Origin of the sequence: Rhodococcus sp. 06-156-4 (assembly GCF_002259345.1) — a bacterium.
Classification (GTDB): domain Bacteria; phylum Actinomycetota; class Actinomycetes; order Mycobacteriales; family Mycobacteriaceae; genus Rhodococcoides; species Rhodococcoides fascians_E.
The window spans coordinates 169,370-187,001 of record NZ_NPGB01000020.1; the positions used below are offsets into that span (position 1 = coordinate 169,370).

General features: G+C 64.2%; 18 protein-coding genes and 2 tRNA genes. 7 read left to right on the top strand and 13 right to left on the bottom strand.

Features of this window, described 5'->3' with window-relative positions; translation table 11 throughout:
- Positions 1 to 8: 8 nt before the first annotated feature.
- From clpX to CH290_RS14885, 5 genes are all read right to left on the bottom strand, one after another.
- Entirely contained in the window at positions 9 to 1,289 is a 1,281-nt protein-coding gene (gene clpX / locus CH290_RS14865) for an ATP-dependent Clp protease ATP-binding subunit ClpX (protein WP_026347736.1), read from the bottom strand.
- A gap of 343 nt (positions 1,290 to 1,632) precedes the next feature.
- On the bottom strand, positions 1,633 to 2,274 hold the full coding sequence (locus tag CH290_RS14870) for an ATP-dependent Clp protease proteolytic subunit (protein WP_019664749.1): 642 nt from the start codon (positions 2,272 to 2,274) through the stop codon (positions 1,633 to 1,635).
- A gap of 48 nt (positions 2,275 to 2,322) precedes the next feature.
- Positions 2,323 to 2,973, bottom strand: coding sequence for an ATP-dependent Clp protease proteolytic subunit (locus tag CH290_RS14875; RefSeq protein WP_019664750.1), 651 nt, complete (start codon positions 2,971 to 2,973; stop codon positions 2,323 to 2,325).
- An 82-nt stretch (positions 2,974 to 3,055) separates the two neighbouring features.
- On the bottom strand, positions 3,056 to 4,432 hold the full coding sequence (gene tig / locus CH290_RS14880; RefSeq protein ID WP_019664751.1) for a trigger factor: 1,377 nt from the start codon (positions 4,430 to 4,432) through the stop codon (positions 3,056 to 3,058).
- A gap of 150 nt (positions 4,433 to 4,582) precedes the next feature.
- Positions 4,583 to 4,656, bottom strand: a tRNA-Pro gene (locus CH290_RS14885).
- Positions 4,657 to 4,857: 201 nt separating this feature from the next.
- On the opposite strand from CH290_RS14885, the gene CH290_RS14890 reads away from it, so the two are divergent.
- Positions 4,858 to 4,931 (top strand) — tRNA-Gly (locus tag CH290_RS14890).
- A 96-nt stretch (positions 4,932 to 5,027) separates the two neighbouring features.
- On the opposite strand, the gene CH290_RS14895 is transcribed toward CH290_RS14890, so the two are convergent.
- Positions 5,028 to 5,780, bottom strand: coding sequence for a maleylpyruvate isomerase family mycothiol-dependent enzyme (locus tag CH290_RS14895; RefSeq protein WP_094620580.1), 753 nt, complete (start codon positions 5,778 to 5,780; stop codon positions 5,028 to 5,030).
- A 128-nt stretch (positions 5,781 to 5,908) separates the two neighbouring features.
- Here CH290_RS14895 and CH290_RS14900 point away from each other — a divergent pair, with 128 nt between their 5' ends.
- On the top strand, positions 5,909 to 6,724 hold the full coding sequence (locus CH290_RS14900; protein WP_019664753.1) for a hypothetical protein: 816 nt from the start codon (positions 5,909 to 5,911) through the stop codon (positions 6,722 to 6,724).
- A gap of 42 nt (positions 6,725 to 6,766) precedes the next feature.
- Here the strand turns inward: CH290_RS14900 and CH290_RS14905 are convergent, their stop codons facing one another.
- A complete protein-coding gene (locus CH290_RS14905) occupies positions 6,767 to 7,564 on the bottom strand; it encodes an Fpg/Nei family DNA glycosylase (RefSeq protein ID WP_020111681.1) in 798 nt (265 codons plus the stop codon).
- A 3-nt stretch (positions 7,565 to 7,567) separates the two neighbouring features.
- Complete coding sequence (locus CH290_RS14910; RefSeq protein ID WP_019664755.1) at positions 7,568 to 8,059, bottom strand: ribose-5-phosphate isomerase; 492 nt, start codon at positions 8,057 to 8,059, stop codon at positions 7,568 to 7,570.
- Between the two features lie 16 nt (positions 8,060 to 8,075).
- Between CH290_RS14910 and CH290_RS14915 the strand changes: the two genes are divergently transcribed.
- Complete coding sequence (locus CH290_RS14915; protein WP_080748798.1) at positions 8,076 to 8,753, top strand: DUF429 domain-containing protein; 678 nt, start codon at positions 8,076 to 8,078, stop codon at positions 8,751 to 8,753.
- 52 nt (positions 8,754 to 8,805) lie between these two features.
- Here the strand turns inward: CH290_RS14915 and CH290_RS14920 are convergent, their stop codons facing one another.
- Positions 8,806 to 9,423 (bottom strand): mycothiol-dependent nitroreductase Rv2466c family protein, encoded by a 618-nt coding sequence (locus CH290_RS14920; RefSeq protein WP_026347738.1) that lies wholly within the window; start codon positions 9,421 to 9,423, stop codon positions 8,806 to 8,808.
- 162 nt (positions 9,424 to 9,585) lie between these two features.
- Here CH290_RS14920 and pepN point away from each other — a divergent pair, with 162 nt between their 5' ends.
- Complete coding sequence (gene pepN, locus CH290_RS14925; protein ID WP_094620581.1) at positions 9,586 to 12,162, top strand: aminopeptidase N; 2,577 nt, start codon at positions 9,586 to 9,588, stop codon at positions 12,160 to 12,162.
- Between the two features lie 75 nt (positions 12,163 to 12,237).
- Here the strand turns inward: pepN and CH290_RS14930 are convergent, their stop codons facing one another.
- From CH290_RS14930 to CH290_RS14940, 3 genes are all read right to left on the bottom strand, one after another.
- Positions 12,238 to 12,714 (bottom strand): DUF5130 family protein, encoded by a 477-nt coding sequence (locus CH290_RS14930; protein WP_020111684.1) that lies wholly within the window; start codon positions 12,712 to 12,714, stop codon positions 12,238 to 12,240.
- Entirely contained in the window at positions 12,701 to 12,955 is a 255-nt protein-coding gene (gene ctaJ / locus CH290_RS14935; protein ID WP_019664760.1) for an aa3-type cytochrome oxidase subunit CtaJ, read from the bottom strand. Before ctaJ ends, CH290_RS14930 begins: the two co-directional genes overlap by 14 nt.
- Positions 12,956 to 13,027: 72 nt before the next feature.
- Positions 13,028 to 13,555, bottom strand: coding sequence for an HNH endonuclease (locus tag CH290_RS14940; protein WP_020111685.1), 528 nt, complete (start codon positions 13,553 to 13,555; stop codon positions 13,028 to 13,030).
- Between the two features lie 331 nt (positions 13,556 to 13,886).
- Between CH290_RS14940 and CH290_RS14945 the strand changes: the two genes are divergently transcribed.
- Together CH290_RS14945 and CH290_RS14950 are read left to right on the top strand one after the other, a co-directional pair.
- Positions 13,887 to 14,861: a mechanosensitive ion channel family protein gene (locus tag CH290_RS14945; protein WP_033190423.1), complete on the top strand. Its 975-nt coding sequence runs from the start codon at positions 13,887 to 13,889 to the stop codon at positions 14,859 to 14,861.
- 52 nt (positions 14,862 to 14,913) lie between these two features.
- A complete protein-coding gene (locus tag CH290_RS14950; protein WP_033190422.1) occupies positions 14,914 to 15,309 on the top strand; it encodes a globin in 396 nt (131 codons plus the stop codon).
- 10 nt (positions 15,310 to 15,319) lie between these two features.
- On the opposite strand, the gene CH290_RS14955 is transcribed toward CH290_RS14950, so the two are convergent.
- Positions 15,320 to 15,808 carry a cupin domain-containing protein gene (locus CH290_RS14955; RefSeq protein WP_019664764.1) on the bottom strand — a complete coding sequence of 163 codons (489 nt, stop codon included), beginning with the start codon at positions 15,806 to 15,808 and terminating at the stop codon, positions 15,320 to 15,322.
- A gap of 240 nt (positions 15,809 to 16,048) precedes the next feature.
- Between CH290_RS14955 and CH290_RS14960 the strand changes: the two genes are divergently transcribed.
- A complete protein-coding gene (locus CH290_RS14960; RefSeq protein ID WP_033190421.1) occupies positions 16,049 to 17,632 on the top strand; it encodes a glycoside hydrolase family 13 protein in 1,584 nt (527 codons plus the stop codon).

Consider the following 17,632-nt stretch of genomic DNA (forward strand, 5'->3'; position numbering starts at 1 on the left):
GTTCCGCGCTACGCGGACTTGTCGCGGCGCTCGGGACGTTCCGGCTTGCGCGGAACGATAGTCGGGAGCACGTTGTCGTTCACTGTCTCGGACGTGACGACGACCTTCGCCACGTCGTCACGGCTCGGGATGTCGAACATCACGGGGTTGAGCACCTCTTCGAGGATGGCGCGCAGGCCACGAGCACCGGTGCCGCGCAGGATCGCCTGGTCCGCTATGGCTTCGAGTGCGTCCTTCGTGAACTCCAACTCCACGTTGTCCATGTCGAACAAGCGGCTGTACTGCTTGACCAGAGCGTTCTTCGGCTCGGACAGGATGGTGACGAGCGAGTCCTTGTCCAGGTTGGTCACCGACGCCACGACGGGGAGGCGTCCGATGAACTCCGGGATCAACCCGAACTTGATCAGATCCTCCGGCATCACCTCGGCGAAGTGATCCTGCGTGTCGATCTCTGCCTTCGAGCGGACCTCGGCGCCGAAGCCGAGTCCACGCTTGCCGACACGATCCGACACGATCTTCTCCAACCCAGCGAAAGCGCCGGCCACGATGAAGAGCACATTGGTGGTGTCGATCTGAATGAATTCCTGATGGGGGTGCTTGCGGCCACCCTGGGGCGGGACGCTTGCCTGCGTACCCTCGAGAATCTTCAGCAGCGCCTGCTGAACACCCTCGCCGGACACGTCGCGGGTGATGGACGGGTTCTCGCTCTTGCGGGCGATCTTGTCGACCTCGTCGATGTAGATGATGCCCGTCTCGGCGCGCTTGACGTCGTAGTCGGCGGCCTGGATGAGCTTCAGCAGGATGTTCTCGACGTCTTCACCGACGTACCCTGCCTCCGTCAACGCGGTGGCGTCGGCGATCGCAAACGGGACGTTGAGCATCTTCGCCAGCGTCTGGGCGAGATAGGTCTTGCCGCACCCGGTGGGGCCGAGCATCAGAATGTTCGACTTCGCCAGTTCGACGCTCTCGCCGCGGCCGTCGCGCGCTTTGTCTCCGGCCTGGATGCGCTTGTAGTGGTTGTAGACGGCCACAGCAAGCGTGCGCTTGGCCGTGTCCTGTCCGATCACGTAGTTCTCGAGGAAGTCACGGATCTCGGAGGGCTTGGGCAGGTCGTCGAGCTTGACCTCGCTCGACTCCGCGAGCTCCTCCTCGATGATCTCGTTGCACAGGTCGATGCACTCGTCGCAGATGTACACCCCAGGACCTGCGATGAGCTTCTTGACCTGCTTTTGGCTCTTTCCGCAGAACGAGCATTTCAGCAGATCGCCACCGTCACCGATGCGTGCCATGTTCGAGGTTCCTACTTCCTTGTCCGCGTCTGGCCGTGCGACACCCAACGGATGCCGACCCGACCGTGAGCAACTTCTCGATCGACAGCGCCTGAGCCCTGATGCGACCGTACCCGTGATCCGGAGATCAGGGCGAGTTGTTTCCGGTGATTCGTCGTCCGAATTCTCGCGGAACTCGGGAACCGACTCTCACCACAGCGCTACCGACCCACCGCAGCACTGTCCATTTGTCGCCTCGATGGCCTCGAAGCGTTACCTCGGCCCCCGCTCGACGAGTACCGGAGGCCGAGATCGACTCGACCCCCGGCCTCCGTGCCGCGTCCTGCGAAGATACCCGCTGCCGCTACTTCTGTGCGGACAACTTGCGGTACTCGAACACCGTGTCGATGATTCCGTATTCCTTCGCCTGCTCGGCGGTCAGAATCTTGTCGCGGTCGGTGTCCTTGCGAATGACATCGGGGTCCTTGCCGGTGTGGCGTCCGAGCGTGGTCTCCATCAAGCGACGCATGCGCTCGATCTCGGCCGCCTGGATCTCGAGGTCGGACACCTGGCCCTGAATTCCGCCGCTGGCCGGCTGGTGGATCAGAACGCGAGCGTTCGGGAGAGCTGCGCGCTTGCCCGGCGTTCCCGCTGCGAGCAGCACTGCTGCCGCGGAGGCGGCCTGACCGAGGCACACCGTCGCGACGTCGGCACGCACGTACTGCATCGTGTCGTAGATCGCCATCAGCGAGGTGAACGATCCACCGGGCGAGTTGATGTACATCGTGATGTCGCGGTCGGGGTCGAGGCCCTCGAGCACGAGCAGCTGAGCCATGATGTCGTTCGCGGACGCGTCGTCGACCTGAACGCCGAGGAAGATGATGCGTTCCTCGAACAGCTTGTTGTACGGGTTGGACTCCTTGACGCCGTAGCTGGAGTGCTCGACGAAGGACGGCAGGATGTACCGCGAGGACGGCATCTGAGTGGGATCGAACAAGTTGGTCATCGTTTCTCCAAGAAGTGAGGTTTCGAGGGACGGAGTTCGAAGGGCGATCTACTCGCCGACTCCGCCTGCCTGCCGTGCGCGCGAGACGACGTGGTCCACGAAGCCGTATTCCTTCGCTGCTGCGGCCGTGAACCAGCGGTCACGATCGGAGTCCTCGGTGATCTGCTCGACGGTCTGTCCGGTGTGCAGCGCGATCAGCTCCGCCATTTCGCGCTTGGTGTGAGCGAACTGCTCGGCCATGATCGCGATGTCGCTGGCACTACCACCGATACCGGCGGACGGCTGGTGCATCATGATCCGCGCGTGCGGGAGTGCGTAGCGCTTGCCCTTGGCGCCTGCCGACAACAGGAACTGACCCATCGACGCGGCGAGACCCATTCCGTAGGTGGCCACGTCGCACTCGGCGAATTCCATCGTGTCGAAGATCGCCATACCTGCGGTCACCGAACCACCGGGCGAGTTGATGTAGAGCGAGATGTCGCGTGTGGGGTCCTCCGCCGACAGCAGGAGGATCTGTGCGCAGAGCTTATTCGCAATGTCATCGTCGACCTGAGTACCGAGGAAGATGATGCGATTCTGAAGCAGACGCTCGTACACCGAGTCGCTGAGATTCAGGCCGGAAGCGGCCGAAGTCATGACGGGACTCTGCTGGTGCGAAGCCGCCGGATTCTGAACAGTCACGGTACCTGCCTTTTCCATACTGATCGTTGGTTCCTGATACAGACACTAACGAAAGACGGCGGCCCCGGAGTCCCGGAACCGCCGTCGTTCGCTGTCAGCGTTACTTCTCTTGTTCACCCTCGGCAGAATCGCCTGCTGCAGGCTCTTCTGCGTCTGCGGGGCTACCGAAAAGCTCGGAGGTGTCGACCGAAGCACCGGTGGTGTCGGTGACGTTCACGCGGTCGACGACGGATGCGAGCGCCTTGCCGCGACGCACGTCGGCGAAGACTGCACCGAGCTGGTTGGCCTGCTGGACCTGCTGGATGAACTCTTCCGGCGAGATGCCGTAGCGCTGCGCCTGGAAGATGATCCGCTCGGTCAGCTCGTCCTGGCCGACCTGCGTGCCTTCCGCTTCGGCGATGGCATCGAGCAGCAGCTGGGTGCGAACCGACTTCTCGGCCGCTTCCTTGACGTCCTTGTCGAACTCCTCGCGACTCGAACCCTGCGACTCGAGCAGCTCGGCAAGCTTGGCCTCGTCGTGGTCGAGACCGTGAATGGCCTCGTGCACCTGGTTGTCGACCTCGGCCTTGACGACGGCCTCGGGAGCCGGGACCTCGACGGTCTCGAGAAGCGTCTCGAGAACCTTGTCGCGGATCTGACCGGCCTGCTCGACCTTCTTGACCCGCTCGACGCGCGTCTTCAGGTCGGCGAGGAGCTCGTCGAGAGTGTCGAATTCGCTGGCAAGCTGCGCGAACTCGTCGTCGGCCTCGGGAAGCTCGCGCTCCTTGACCGAGACCACCTTGACGGTGACGACTGCTTCCTTGCCCGCGTAGTCGCCCGCGACCAGCGTGGAGGTGAAGTCCTTGGACTCGTCGACCGACACACCGACGATGGCGTCGTCGAGGCCTTCGATGAGCTGACCCGAACCGACCTCGTGCGACAGGCCGTTGGCCGACGCCTCCTCCACGGTCTCGCCGTCGACGGTCGCGGACAGATCGATGGACACGAAGTCACCGGACTGGACCGGGCGATCGACACCGGTGAGGGTGCCGAAGCGCTGACGCAGGGACTGGAGCTGCTCGTCGACTGCCTCGTCGGTGATCTCGAGCGGATCGACCTCGACCGAGATGGTCGAGTAGTCGGGCAGCGCAATCTCCGGACGAATGTCGACCTCGGCGGTGAACGTCAGCTCGTCGCCGTCCTCGATCTTGGTGATCTCGATGTCCGGCTGGCCGATGACCTTGATCTGCTCGGCGCTGACGGCCTCGGAGTACCGGGCGGGGAGAGCGTCGTTGACGACCTGCTCGAGCACTGCGCCACGACCGACCCGTGCTTCGAGAAGCTTGGCCGGAGCCTTGCCCGGACGGAATCCGGGGAGGCGGATCTGCTGGGCAAGTGCCTTGTAGGCGCGGTCGAAATCAGGCTTGAGCTCCTCGAAGGGCACCTCAACGTTGATACGGACTCGCGTCGGGCTGAGCTGCTCGACGGTGCTCTTCACGGGACATGCTCCTTCTGGTGGTCGTGCTGTGCTGTCGGTCCGATTCACCGTCACTCGCTGACATACCGCGACCAAGTGCGACGGCGAACCAGCGGCGAAGTGAACCACTCGGCGAAACCGGGCCCCTTCGAGGACCCGGTCTCATCTTTGTCGGGGTGACAGGAATTGAACCTGCGACCCTCCGCTCCCAAAGCGGATGCGCTACCAAGCTGCGCCACACCCCGTCTTACCGACGCTGTTCAAGCCGCCCGCCGATCAACTTACAGGCTCCATTGAACAGCAGACACCAGCGGTACCCGTGGGCGGGCCACCGCATCCGTCTCGACAGACTCTACATGCAGGCAATTTGTATTCTCGATCCGAGGTTATGTAGAGTTTCGAATCGCAAGCGGCGCCGATGGCGATCCCATCAACGTCGCATGCACGCCGATGTAGCTCAATGGTAGAGCCCCTGTCTTCCAAACAGGCTACGCGAGTTCGATTCTCGTCATCGGCTCCAGAAATAGCCCGCCGATCGCACTGCGATCGGCGGGCTTTTTCGTGTTCGCTCCCCTTCGCTGGAATGTCACCGACGGGCGCGCCGGCACCGAAATCTCTACAGCCGAACACCGTCGTACAGCGCCTCTGCCACCGACCGGTCGCCGACGACGTCGAGCACATTCAGCGGGCGCCTGCGCCACACTGCGAGCATCAGATTCTCTGCCGAACCGCGCAGGGCGACGTCGCCTTTGCGGTGCTCGTGCGTGACCGTCACCCGGTCACCGCCGAAGTCGAGGAACAGTTCCATGGCAGTGTCGTCGACGGTATGCAGATGGACGGTGCGGCCCGCGAGTTGTGGAAGTTGTTCCAGCGGAACCCTTGTCAGGAAGTCCTCGGCCCATTCGACTACTCCGTCGGCCGCGCTCTCGGGATCGAGTGGATCGGGCTCTGCTCCCCCACGGATGTGAATTCCGTTCTGCGCATCGAATCGATGCACGACGATTTCGTGCAACTGGCGCCGAATCCAGTAGTCGGCGGTGCCTGGGCCCGCCCACGTCGGGACGGCGCGATCGAGCGGCGCGTCGCGGTAGGCGTCGAGCGCGAGGGAGGCGGACTCGCGGTACTCGTCCACTACCCGAGGTCCGCGTTCGGGCTTCTCCACCGCAGCAAGCACATTCGCCATTCCGCCGTCGGCAGGCGCATCCAACGCGGACCTCGCCATTCGATGGACGAACGTGACGTGTCGAATCAACTTCTCGACGGTCCAGTCCGGCATGGTCGGGACGTCGGCGCAGACGTCGTCCAGCGACACCGCCCCCATCCTCGAGCATTCGAGTTCCAGCACTTCCAACTGACGTTCGGGGGTCATAGTCTCGATCGAAGCACGTCGGACGGTACGCCCGCGCATCGATCGGCACGCGTATCGTGAAAAGTGTCCGATTTGTCCTGAGGCGATCGGGCACGTGCCTGAAAAATTCCCACAAGGAAGCGGTAACAGTGGAAGCTCTCTTACTCGTCGTCGTCATCGTCGCAGCAGTCGTGTTCCTGGTCGTCCGCAGTCAGAAGAACGCGGCGGCGAAGTCGGCCAGCACACTGGAGGACGCCAAGGCAGATGCTCGCCAGTCCATCGAGCGGCTCGGCGGGCAGGTCTACAACCTGATCGGTAGCGACACCGCGTCCAAGCAGGCACTCGCCGACGCGTCGGAGCGCAACATCGCGGCCGGATCGCAGATCGACCAGGCCAAGACGGTCGAGCAGGCACGGCTGGCCAAGCAGACTGCGCTGGAAGGTCTGTACTACATCCGCGCGGCGCGGATCGCGATGGGCATGGACCCCGGTCCGGAAATTCAGGGCATCGACGGCCAGAAGTCCGCGGGTCAGGTCACCGAGGACCGCAAGGTCGAGTTCGAGGGCCGCAACGTCGAGGCCTCGCCCAATCCGTCGGACCGCACGCCCAACTACTACCCCGGCGGCAAGGTCGCCGGCCGTCCCGTGCCGGCCGGCTGGTACTCCGAGCCGTGGTGGCGCCCCGCCCTCGTCGCGGGCGCCTGGGGCGTCGGATCGATGTTCCTGTTCTCGGCGATGTTCTCGGGAATGGCAGGAGTCGGCTACGGCGAACAGGAGTTCGCGAGCGGAGCCGGTGACGGTTCGGAAGGCGGCGGCGCCGACAACGGCGAGTTCGGCGACTCGGGTGACGCCGGTGGCGGCGGTGGCGAGGAGTACGGCGCCATGGACGGCGGCGGCGACTCTTTCGGTGGAGATTCGTTCGGCGGGGACGGCGGCGGAATGTTCGACGGCGGGTTCGACTTCTGACGTCCCGGCTCGCTCGCCCTACCGTCTAGCTCGCCTGACCGTCTAGCTCGCCTGACAGACAGGGCACCAGAACAGATTTCGCGCCTGCATCACCGAATGCAGAATCTCGGCTCCACAGATTCGACACGGACGCCCCGCCCTGCGATACACGTAGGTGCGGGGTCGTTTCGGAGCGTAACCGGAATCTCCGTGGTCGTCCTCTGGTCGGATCGTGATGATCCTGCCGCGTCGTACACCGATCTTCATCAGGTCGACCAGGTCCAACCAGATCGCGTCCCATTCACTTCGATCCACGTCCTTACCCGGACGCATCGGGTTGATCTCGTGCCGGTACAGGATCTCCGCTCGGTACACGTTGCCGACTCCGGCGAGGACCTTCTGATCCATCAGAAGTGTGCCGATCGGCGTCCTCGATCTGGAGATGCGATCCCACGCTCGATCGGGATCGGCGTCCTTCCGGATCGGATCCGGACCGAGTCGACTCAGCAGAGCGTCGACCTGCTGCTCCGTATAGATTTCACAGGCTGTCGGCCCGCGCAGATCGGTACCGAAAGCCTCGCCCACCATCCTCAATCGAACGGCACCGACCGGTTCCTTCATCGGCAGCGTCTGATCGGTGAACTTTCCGTACAGACCGAGGTGAATGTGCACGATCAGGTCCGACTCGTAGCGATGCAGCAAGTGCTTGCCCCAGGCCTCGGCCCTCACGAGCACCAGGCCGTCGACCAACGCGGCCCCCGAGGTGAACCGCCCTTGCGGGCTGCTCACCTCGACGGGCGCGCCGGCGAATTTACGCTGATGCAGCCGCGCGAGGCGGTGCAGCGTATGCCCTTCGGGCATCGATCAGGAGCCGTCGAACTTCTGTCCGCCCGGGACGTCGGGTGCGTCGCCGCTCCGCTCGTACTCCGACAGAATGTCGATACGACGCTGGTGCCGCTCCTCGCCGGAGAACGGGGTTCCGAGGAAGGCATCGACTATCGCGAGGGCCTCTGGAAGGGTGTGCATGCGTCCGCCTATACCGATCAGCTGAGCATCGTTGTGCTCGCGCGCGAGCTGCGCGGTCTCGACGCTCCACGCGAGTGCGCACCGGGCACCGGGGACCTTGTTGGCCGCGATCTGCTCGCCGTTGCCGGAGCCTCCGAGGACGAGGCCGCGGCTACCTGGATCGGCGACGACCCGTCGTGCCGCGTCGATGCAGAAGGCCGGGTAGTCGTCGACGGCGTCGTATTCGAAAGCGCCGCAGTCGACGGGCTCGTGCCCGGTCGCGGTGAGGTGTTCGATGATCTGGTTCTTGAATTCGAGGCCGGCATGGTCCGCACCCAGGTATACGCGCATGCATAGAGTCTGACAGGTGGGATTTCAGGGACGAAAAACGGTCGCCGGAGTCGACGGCGCCAAAGGCAAGTGGGTTGTGGCACTGTTCGACGGCCAGGATCTGCGGATGTCCGTCGAGCCCGACGTGCAGGCGGTGCTGGTCGCGACACGTCGGTGCGACGTCGTCGGGGTCGACATGCCGTTGTCGTTGCCCGAGAGCGGGTACCGGGCCAGTGAGCTGGAAGCGAAAAGTTTTCTCGGGCGGGCGCGATCGTCGATCTTCCATACACCGGTACGCGCTGTTCTCGACACGACGACCTACGAGGATGCGTGCGCAGTGTCCAGACGAATCACCGGCAAGGCGATCAGCAAACAGACGTGGTATCTGATGTCCTCGGTCCGGCAGTGGCAGGACGTGTCCTTCGACCCCGAACGGGTGGTGGAAGTGCACCCGGAATGCTCGTTTCGGCACATGGCACCGGATACGTCGTTCGTGTCGAAGAAGTCCGCGCGTGGCGTCGGCCAGCGTCTGAGCGCACTGTCCACGTGGCTCGATCCGGTGTCCGTACACGACGCCATGGCATCACTGCCGGTCGAGCCCGCAGCCGACGACGCGCTCGACGCCGCCGCGGCTGCCTGGTCCGCGTGGCGTTTCAGCCGTGGGAAGCACCGATACTTCGGTACGTCCGACGGCGTCGATCGCATCGTCGCCTGACCCGCTGTGAGCGGAAATATAGGTCCTGACCTACATTTCCGCTCACCTGGGGTCAGTCGAACTCGGGGTCTTCGTGACGGGTGCGCTTGAGCTCGAAGAAGTGCGGATACGACGCGAAGATGACCGAGGCGTCCCACAGCTTTCCGGCTTCCTCGCCGCGCGGGATGCGGGAGAGGACGGGCCCGAAGAACGCGACACCGTTGACGTGAATCGTGGGCGTTCCGACGTCGGGACCGACCTTGTCCATGCCCGCGTGGTGGCTGGTGCGCAGCGCTTCGTCGTACTCGGTGCTGTCGGCTGCCTTCGCCAACTCAGCAGGCAGACCCAGTTCCGCGAGGGACTGCTCGATCACCTCGGGGAAATTCTTGTTGCCTCCGTTGTGGATACGGGTACCGAGTGCCGTGTAGAGCGGCGACAGAATTTCGTCGCCCTTCTCCTGGGCCGCGGCGATGGCGACTCGCACGGGTCCCCATGCCGTCTTCATCATCTCGGCGTACTGCTCGGGGAGGTCGCGGCCCTCGTTGAGGACTGCGAGCGACATGACGTGGAAGTTGACGTCGATGTCGCGGACCTTCTCGACCTCCAGAATCCACCGCGACGTGATCCAACACCATGGGCACAGGGGGTCGAACCAGAAATCGGCGGTGTCCTTCTGTCCGCTGCCGCTCACGTGAAGCTCCTTCGTGTCGAGATACGAGTGGGTGTCGACCGAGAACAACCCAGGATGCGGCAGAACAATTCCGCGCCGCGTCCCTACGCAAGCATGCCCGACCCGCGCCGTGATGGGATGGTGTCATCACACGATCCCTACTCGAGAAGGTGCATGACTGACGTGGTTGCTCCCAACCTGACACGCGATCAAGCTGCCGCACGGTCGACCGTGCTCGGCAATTCCACCTATTCGATCGTCCTGGACCTCACCGACGGGTCCGGCAATCCCAGCGAGAAGACGTTCCTGTCGACGACGACCATTGCGTTCGCGGCACAGGCGGGCGCATCGACGTTCGTCGACATCGTCGCCGACGGCATCAGATCCGCCACTCTGAACGGGGTGGACCTCGACGTTTCGGGCTACGACGAGGAGACGGGGATAGCGCTCGACGACCTCGCCGAGGACAACGAACTCGTCGTCGTCGCAGACTGTGTCTATTCCCACACCGGTGAGGGTCTGCACCGGTTCGTCGACCCGTCCGACGGCTCGGTGTATCTCTACTCTCAGTTCGAGACGGCGGATGCCAAGCGGATGTTCGCCTGCTTCGACCAGCCGGATCTGAAGGCGACATTCGATCTGAAGGTCACCGCTCCGGACAGCTGGAAGGTCATCTCCAACGCTGCGCATGCCGCGGAACCCGCTGCGGGAGAACACGTTTTCGACACCACCCCACTGATGAGCACGTATCTGGTGGCGCTGATCGCCGGCCCGTACGCGGAGTGGACGGATTCCTACACCGACGAGCACGGCACCATCCCGCTCGGGATCTACTGCCGCGCATCGCTTGCCGAGCACATGGATCACGAGAGGTTGTTCACCGAGACCAAGCAGGGATTCGGTTTCTACCACGCCAACTTCGGCACCCCCTACGCGTTCGGCAAGTACGACCAGTTGTTCGTGCCCGAATTCAACGCGGGCGCAATGGAGAACGCGGGCGCCGTCACCTTCCTGGAGGACTACGTCTTCCGCTCCAAGGTCACCCGATACTCCTACGAGCGCCGCGCCGAAACGGTTCTGCACGAGATGGCGCACATGTGGTTCGGCGACCTCGTGACGATGACGTGGTGGGACGACCTGTGGCTCAACGAGTCGTTCGCGACGTTCGCATCGGTCCTGTGCCAGTCCGAGGCCACCGAGTACACCAACGCATGGACCACGTTCGCCAACGTCGAGAAGTCGTGGGCCTACCGGCAGGATCAGCTGCCGTCGACGCACCCCATCGCAGCCGACATTCCCGATCTGGCCGCGGTCGAGGTCAACTTCGACGGCATCACGTACGCCAAGGGTGCGAGCGTTCTGAAGCAACTCGTCGCCTATGTCGGCAAGGAGGATTTCCTCGCCGGCCTGCGTGCGTACTTCGTCGACCACGCGTTCGGCAACGCCACGTTCTCCGACCTCCTCACCGCACTGGAGCGGTCGTCCGGTCGGGACCTGTCGGATTGGGGCAGCCAATGGCTCCGCACGACCGGACTCAACACCCTGAGCCCTGACTTCGACGTCGACGCAGACGGCAAGTTCACCCGCTTCGCGGTGAAGCAGAGCGGCGCAGCACCCGGCGCAGGCGAGCATCGAGTGCACCGGATCGCAATCGGCATCTACGACGACGGAGAAGACGACAAGCTGGTGCGTACCGAGCGTGTCGAGATCGACCTGGAGGCGTCGGACAGCACCGACGTTCCGTCACTGGTGGGTGTGTCGCGGGGCAAGCTGGTTCTCGTCAACGACGACGACCTCACCTACTGCGCCGTGCGTCTCGATCCGGAGTCTCTCGACGTTCTGCTCGCCCGTATCGGCGACATCGCGGAATCACTCCCCCGCACCCTTGCGTGGTCGGCCGCGTGGGAGATGACTCGCCAGGCCGAGATGCGTGCACGCGATTTCGTCGCGCTCGTTCAGCGCGGTATCGGTGCGGAGACGGAGGTCGGCGTCGTGCAGCGTCTGCTCCTCCAGGCGCAGACGGCCATCACGAGCTACGCCGAGCCGCAGTGGGCGCAGGAGCACGGTCAGCCCGAGTTCGCGGACACGCTCCTCGAGCTCGCGCGCGCCGCCGACGCAGGCTCGGACCACCAGCTGGCGTTCGTCAACTCGCTGACCGGTTCGGCCTTGTCCGACAGGCATGTCGCGGTGTTGCGCGGCCTCCTGGACGGCGACGTCGACGGCCAGGAGCTCGGCGGTCTCGAGGTGGATACCGACCTGCGTTGGCGTCTGGTGTCGGCGCTCGCTGCAGCAGGTGCGATCGACAGCCACGGCATCGAGTCGCCCGAGATCGACGCCGAGGCCGCCCGCGACAACACTGCGGCCGGAGCTCGTTCGGCAGCCGCTGCGCGTGCCGTTCGGCCGAGCAGCGAGGTCAAGGAACATGCATGGACGACGGTCGTCGACGACGATTCCGTCCCCAACATCACCGCGCGATCGATCATCGGTGGGTTCGCCGGACCGGGACAGGGCGAGCTCCTCGAGCCGTACGTGTCGCGGTACTTCGACTCGATCGAGGGCGTGTGGTCGAGGCGGTCCAGCGAGGTCGCGCAGACCGTGGTGGTCGGGCTGTACCCCTCCTGGTCGATCAGTGCGGACTCGGTCGCGGCTGCGGATGCGTTCCTGGAGAAGGATCTGCCTCCCGCGCTGCGGCGTCTGGTGATCGAGGGACGCGCGGGCATCGTGCGCTCGCTCGCGGCCCGCGAGTTCGACGTGACGTAAGCACTGCGCTGGAAACGAGAAGAAGGCGCCGCCCGGGTTTCCGGGCGGCGCCTTCTTCGTGTCGATTCGATCCGGCTACGGGCTCACGATGGCGGCGGCCATGACACGAACCGCGCTGACCAGTCCGTCGATGAGGTTGCCGTCGCGGAACGGCCCCGTTGCGGCAGTGATGCCGAGCTGCGCCACCCGGTCGGTCGCGCGATCCGAGACACGGCGTCCGGTGCGGATCTCGATGCCCTTGTGGTTCGGGTCCACGGCGATCAGCACGGAACGAATTGCGTCCGGCGTTCCGGGGAAGAGCGCGTCTGCACCTGCGGCGACGTCCTCACCCAGGTCTCCGAGGTAGACGTTGAAGCGAATCTGCGTCGCCCGGGTCGCCTCGGTCAGTGCGACGTCGAGGGACACGAGGTCCTGCGTGGCGAACGGAAGGTGCGCCGGGCTGGCCGTTCCGAACTCGTGAGCACCCGACACGCGTCCGCTGGACGTCAGAGCCGAGCCGTAGGGCAGGTCCTCCGCGTCGATGTCACTCTTGACCAGTTCACCACTTGCCACTTGCCGACCCTCCGATCGAATCTGCAGCGGATGCATGCGAATCGCCGTGGCCGCCACCGTGCGGTGTCACCTCGTCGGTCGCGCTCCACAGAATTGGTTCACGTGTCCATTCGTCGGTCAACCGGTACGGGGTGATGTCCAGACCCGGCTGCCTTTCCCCCACGTAGGACAACGCTCCGATGATTCCGATGATCGCAGCCGGAATCACCCCGAAGATCAGGATCGTCTCGAGAATGCTCACAGGGTGTGAGATTAGTCGACTTTTCACCCCGAAGCGACAGCGGGGCCGGTCGGATCGATTCGAGACCGGCCGCTACGCCGCGCCCTCACCCAGGTACGCCAACCAGGACGGATCGAGTTCCTTGTTGCTGGCGAGCAAACGCCAGTGCGGCCCCTTCGGTGGAACGAGTTGCGCGCGCAGAGTCCATCCCAGCTCACTGAGCATTTTGTCTGCTTTGCGATGGTTGCACGAGGCGCAGCACGCAACGCAGTTCTCCCACGAGTGCTCGCCCCCACGACTCCGCGGGATGACGTGGTCCACGGTTTCCGCTTTGGCGCCGCAGTACGCGCACCGGAAACGATCTCTGTGCATGAGCGCAGCCCTCGTCATCGGCACGCGAGCCCGGTACGGCACTCGAACGAACGTCCTCAGACGAATAACCGAGGGCACTTGAACGGAGAAGTCGGCGGATCGAATGTATGGACCGGAGGGGTCGTCGTGGACGACGTCGGCCTTGTTGCACACAAGCAGTACCACTGCGCGACGCATCGGCAGCGCGGTCAAGGGCTCGAAAGTGGCGTTCAGAAGCAGCACTCGGCGCTTGACCCAGGCAGGAACCATGTTGTCGCTGGGAGACACCGTCTCGCCAGGAGAAACGACATGTAGTGGAGACGCCCCCGATATCCGTTCCCGCTGGTCTGCGGTGTCATGGACATCGATGGGCGGGAGTTGTCGGTGTCGGTGTTGCTTGTTCTTCACTTCGGTTCTCCCAAAAGCGTCGGCGTCCGCGCATGGCTTGCGCGGAACACGTGTCACAGTGGAACACGAAAACGCCGGGTCTGCACACCCCTTTTCCGGATCGCGGTGATGACCGATCGGTGAACTCACAGCCAACGAGCAGGTCCGCTACCAGCACGGTGGCGAGAATCCGCGCCTTCCGTAGACTCTGCAAGTGTCTGTATTCGAATCGAACTCATCGACCTACCTGACGGGCTCGTCTCTCGACACACGTGCCTTCGAACTGACCGAAACCGGTCGAGACTGGCTGGTGGACAGACCTTTACAGGTTCTCGGCTACCTTGCGCTCGCGGTGGTCCTCCGACTCGTACTGCACAAACTGATCGACCGTTTCACCAGTCGCAGCGGATCGGCGTCGGACAAGGCGCCTGCGCTTCTTCGACCACTGCGCGAGCGTGCACCGTCGACGCTGCAGAGCTCGATCCTCTCCGAACGCCGTCGCCAACGCGCCAAGACCATCGGCTCGGTCCTCAAGTCCGGCGTGTCCGTCGTCATTCTGACGTGGTTCGTACTGTCCGTGCTCGACGTGGTCGGAGTGAACGTCACCCCGTTCATCGCCTCCGCGGGCATCGTCGGAGTGGCGCTCGGCTTCGGTGCGCAGAATCTCGTCCGCGACTTCCTCTCCGGAATCTTCATGCTGCTCGAAGACCAGTACGGCGTCGGTGATGTCGTCGATCTCGGCGAAGCAGTGGGCACGGTCGAAAGCGTCGGACTGCGCGTGACGACGATCCGCGACGTCAACGGCACCGTCTGGTACTGCCGCAACGGCGAGGTCCTTCGCGTGGGCAACATGAGTCAAGGTTTCGCGGTGGCGGTTCTCGACCTGCCCGTCGCGCACACTGCCAATCTCGACGAGGCCTGCGAGGTGGCCGAGAAGGCGACGATAGACGTCGTCGAATCGGGGGCGTTCGCGGAGGATTTGCTCGGGGATCCCGAGATGCTCGGCGTCAACGCCGTGAGCGCCGACACGGTCACCATCCGCATCACCGTCAAGACCAGGCCCGGGATGCAGTGGGCGGTGCAGCGACGGCTCCACCGCCAGATTCTCCAGGCCTTCGACGACGCCGGAATTCAGGCCCCGTACCCGCAAGGCCGACCGGCCGGCGCGATCGTCGACCTGGCAAAGTAGGCACCACCCGGCCGCACCCCGCCCTACCTCGAACGACTGGAGAGAAGCACCGATGACCGAACCGCAACAGACCTTCTACGACGCGGTCGGTGGTGCGGACACGTTCTACAAGCTGACGGCCAAGTTCTACGAGGAAGTGGCGAAGGACGACGTCGTGCGACCGCTCTACCCCGAGGAAGACCTGGGGCCTGCGGAGCGACGCATGCGAATGTTTCTCGAACAGTACTGGGGAGGACCGCGCACCTACTCGGACGAACGCGGGCACCCTCGCCTCCGCATGCGGCACTCGCCGTTCCACATCGGCCCGATCGAACGGGACGCATGGCTGCGGTGCATGCACAGTGCCATCGCGTCGATAGACGATTCCGTCCTCGACGCCACGCACCGGGCACAGTTGGTCGACTACATGGAGATGGCAGCCAACTCCATGGTCAACTCGCCGTTCTAGGAACCGGTCCTCACAGACGAGGCGCAGATCCCTCGCGCTGCGCGGTCGTCGGCTGGGCGGCGCTGCGCCCGAGTCCCTTCGCCCGTCGGAGTGCGCCACGCACGTTGCCGGCGAACTTCAGGGCGAGCAGGAGCGAGCCGGGAAGATGCTGGCGAAGAATTGCGTGCTTGCGGACGTAGTCCTGGACGTGCCACTCGGACCAGGTGCCGGCGCGGAACAGCGCCGCATCGCCGGCCACCAGCGTGCGTTCAGGATGGTCGTCGGACGAGACCGTCACCGAGCCGTCCATGATGTGCACGATCTCGTCGACCGAGAAGTACCAGCGGAAGCGACCGGCCGTGCAGTCCCACACGTTGGTGGTGGTCGTCCCGTCGATGCTGCGTGACCACTCGGCCACGCGGGCGCGGGGTTCGCCCTCGAGGATCCAGTCCGGATCGATGGGACTGTCCTGCAGAAGCACTTCACTCAAACGGACTGCTTCGATCGACTGCTCGGCCATGTGATTCCTCGTGCTCCTCGTTCCGGTTCGACGGGTACGGTACCTCATCAATCGGACAAAGCGGCTGTTTTCGGGAGAGAAACCGGGGAAACGGTATGCCTTCCTGAGCGTCGCTCGCATGTCCGCCCGGGCGTGAGCCCGCATCTTGGCCGGTCGTGAGCCCCCAGCCTTACGAGGTGACGAAGATCAACCCGGTCCCTGATCGAGGTCGAGCGTCCGCGTTTGGCAGACTTGACCGTTGTGACCGATCGACTCGAACCTCAGCCCGAACCGTGGTGGAAGGACGCGATCTTCTATCAGATCTACCCGCGTTCGTTCGCCGATTCCAACGGCGACGGCGTCGGTGATCTCGGCGGCGTTCGGGACAAGCTCGGCTACCTCGAACTACTCGGAATCGACGCGATCTGGCTGAGCCCGATCATGAAGTCCCCGATGGCGGACCACGGGTACGACGTGTCCGACCCGAGAGCGATCGACCCCCTGTTCGGTGACCTCGCGGTGATGGATTCGCTGATCGAAGAGGCACACGCGCGCGACATCAAGGTCACCATGGACCTGGTGCCCAACCACACGAGCGACCGACATCCGTGGTTCGTCGCAGCGCTCGACTCGGCTCCCGGAAGTCCGGAACGAGCCCGCTACATCTTCCGCGACGGCAAGGGACCCGACGGCTCCGAGCCGCCGAACAACTGGCCGAGTATCTTCGGCGGCCCCGCATGGACCCGCATTCGCGAAGCCGACGGAACGCCGGGACAGTGGTATCTCCACATCTTCGCGGCCGAACAACCCGATCTCGACTGGACCAACCCCGAGGTTTTCGAGGACTTGGCCACGACGCTGCGCTTCTGGTTGGACCGGGGAGTCGACGGCTTCCGGATCGACGTCGCACACGGAATGGCCAAGCCCGAAGGCCTTCCGAACATGAGCCTGGAAACGAACGAGCTCATGAAGAACGACGACACCGATCCACGGTTCAACAATCCGGCCGTGCACGAGATACACCGTGGTATCCGAAAGATCATGGACGAATACCCGGGCTCGACGACGGTCGGTGAAATCTGGGTGCAGGACAACGTCAGGTTCAGTGAGTACATTCGCCCCGACGAGCTGCACCTCGGCTTCAACTTCCGCCTGGCCGAAGCCGAGTTCGACGCAGCAGCCATTCGAAACGCAGTGTCCAACTCGTTGGACGCGGTGGCCCTCGTCGACGGCACCCCGACGTGGACGCTGTCCAACCACGACGTCGTCCGCGAAGTCACTCGCTACGGCGGAGGCGCCCGCGGCACAGCCCGCGCCAGGGCGATGATTCTGCTCGAATTGGCGCTGCCAGGAACGGTGTTCGTCTACAACGGCGCCGAACTGGGCCTGCCCAACGTCGACCTGCCCGACGAATCCTTGCAGGACCCGGTGTGGGAGCGCTCCGGCCACACCGAGCGTGGCCGAGACGGATGCCGTGTTCCCCTCCCGTGGGAAGGAACCGAGCCGCCGTTCGCGTTCAGTTCGTCCCCGGCGACCTGGCTGCCGATGCCCACGGAATGGTCGTCGCTCACGGTGGAAGAACAGCTCGAAGACGTCGACTCCATGCTGAGCCTGTACCGGTCGGCCTTCGAACTCCGCGCACTGCGGCCGGAATTCGCCGGAACCGGAGTGGATTGGTACGGCAGCCCACCCGGATGCCTTGCGTTCCGACGACCGGGCGGGCTGATCTGTGCCCTCAACGCGACCGACGTTCCGATCCCCCTCCCGCCGGGCGAGGTCTTGATGTCCAGCGCGCCTCTCGTCGACGGGCAACTTCCCGCCGACGCCGCAGCGTGGTTGGTCTAG

Excerpts from the sequence above, each read along its gene's own strand:
- clpX (WP_026347736.1), bottom strand. The coding sequence starts at position 1,289 with ATGGCACGCATCGGTGACGGTGGCGATCTGCTGAAATGCTCGTTCTGC.
- CH290_RS14870 (WP_019664749.1), bottom strand. The coding sequence starts at position 2,274 with ATGACCAACTTGTTCGATCCCACTCAGATGCCGTCCTCGCGGTACATC.
- CH290_RS14875 (WP_019664750.1), bottom strand. The coding sequence starts at position 2,973 with ATGGAAAAGGCAGGTACCGTGACTGTTCAGAATCCGGCGGCTTCGCAC.
- CH290_RS14895 (WP_094620580.1), bottom strand. The coding sequence starts at position 5,780 with ATGACCCCCGAACGTCAGTTGGAAGTGCTGGAACTCGAATGCTCGAGG.
- CH290_RS14905 (WP_020111681.1), bottom strand. The coding sequence starts at position 7,564 with ATGCCCGAAGGGCATACGCTGCACCGCCTCGCGCGGCTGCATCAGCGT.
- CH290_RS14910 (WP_019664755.1), bottom strand. The coding sequence starts at position 8,059 with ATGCGCGTATACCTGGGTGCGGACCATGCCGGCCTCGAATTCAAGAAC.
- CH290_RS14940 (WP_020111685.1), bottom strand. The coding sequence starts at position 13,555 with ATGGTTCCTGCCTGGGTCAAGCGCCGAGTGCTGCTTCTGAACGCCACT.
- CH290_RS14950 (WP_033190422.1), top strand. The coding sequence starts at position 14,914 with ATGACCGAACCGCAACAGACCTTCTACGACGCGGTCGGTGGTGCGGAC.
- CH290_RS14955 (WP_019664764.1), bottom strand. The coding sequence starts at position 15,808 with ATGGCCGAGCAGTCGATCGAAGCAGTCCGTTTGAGTGAAGTGCTTCTG.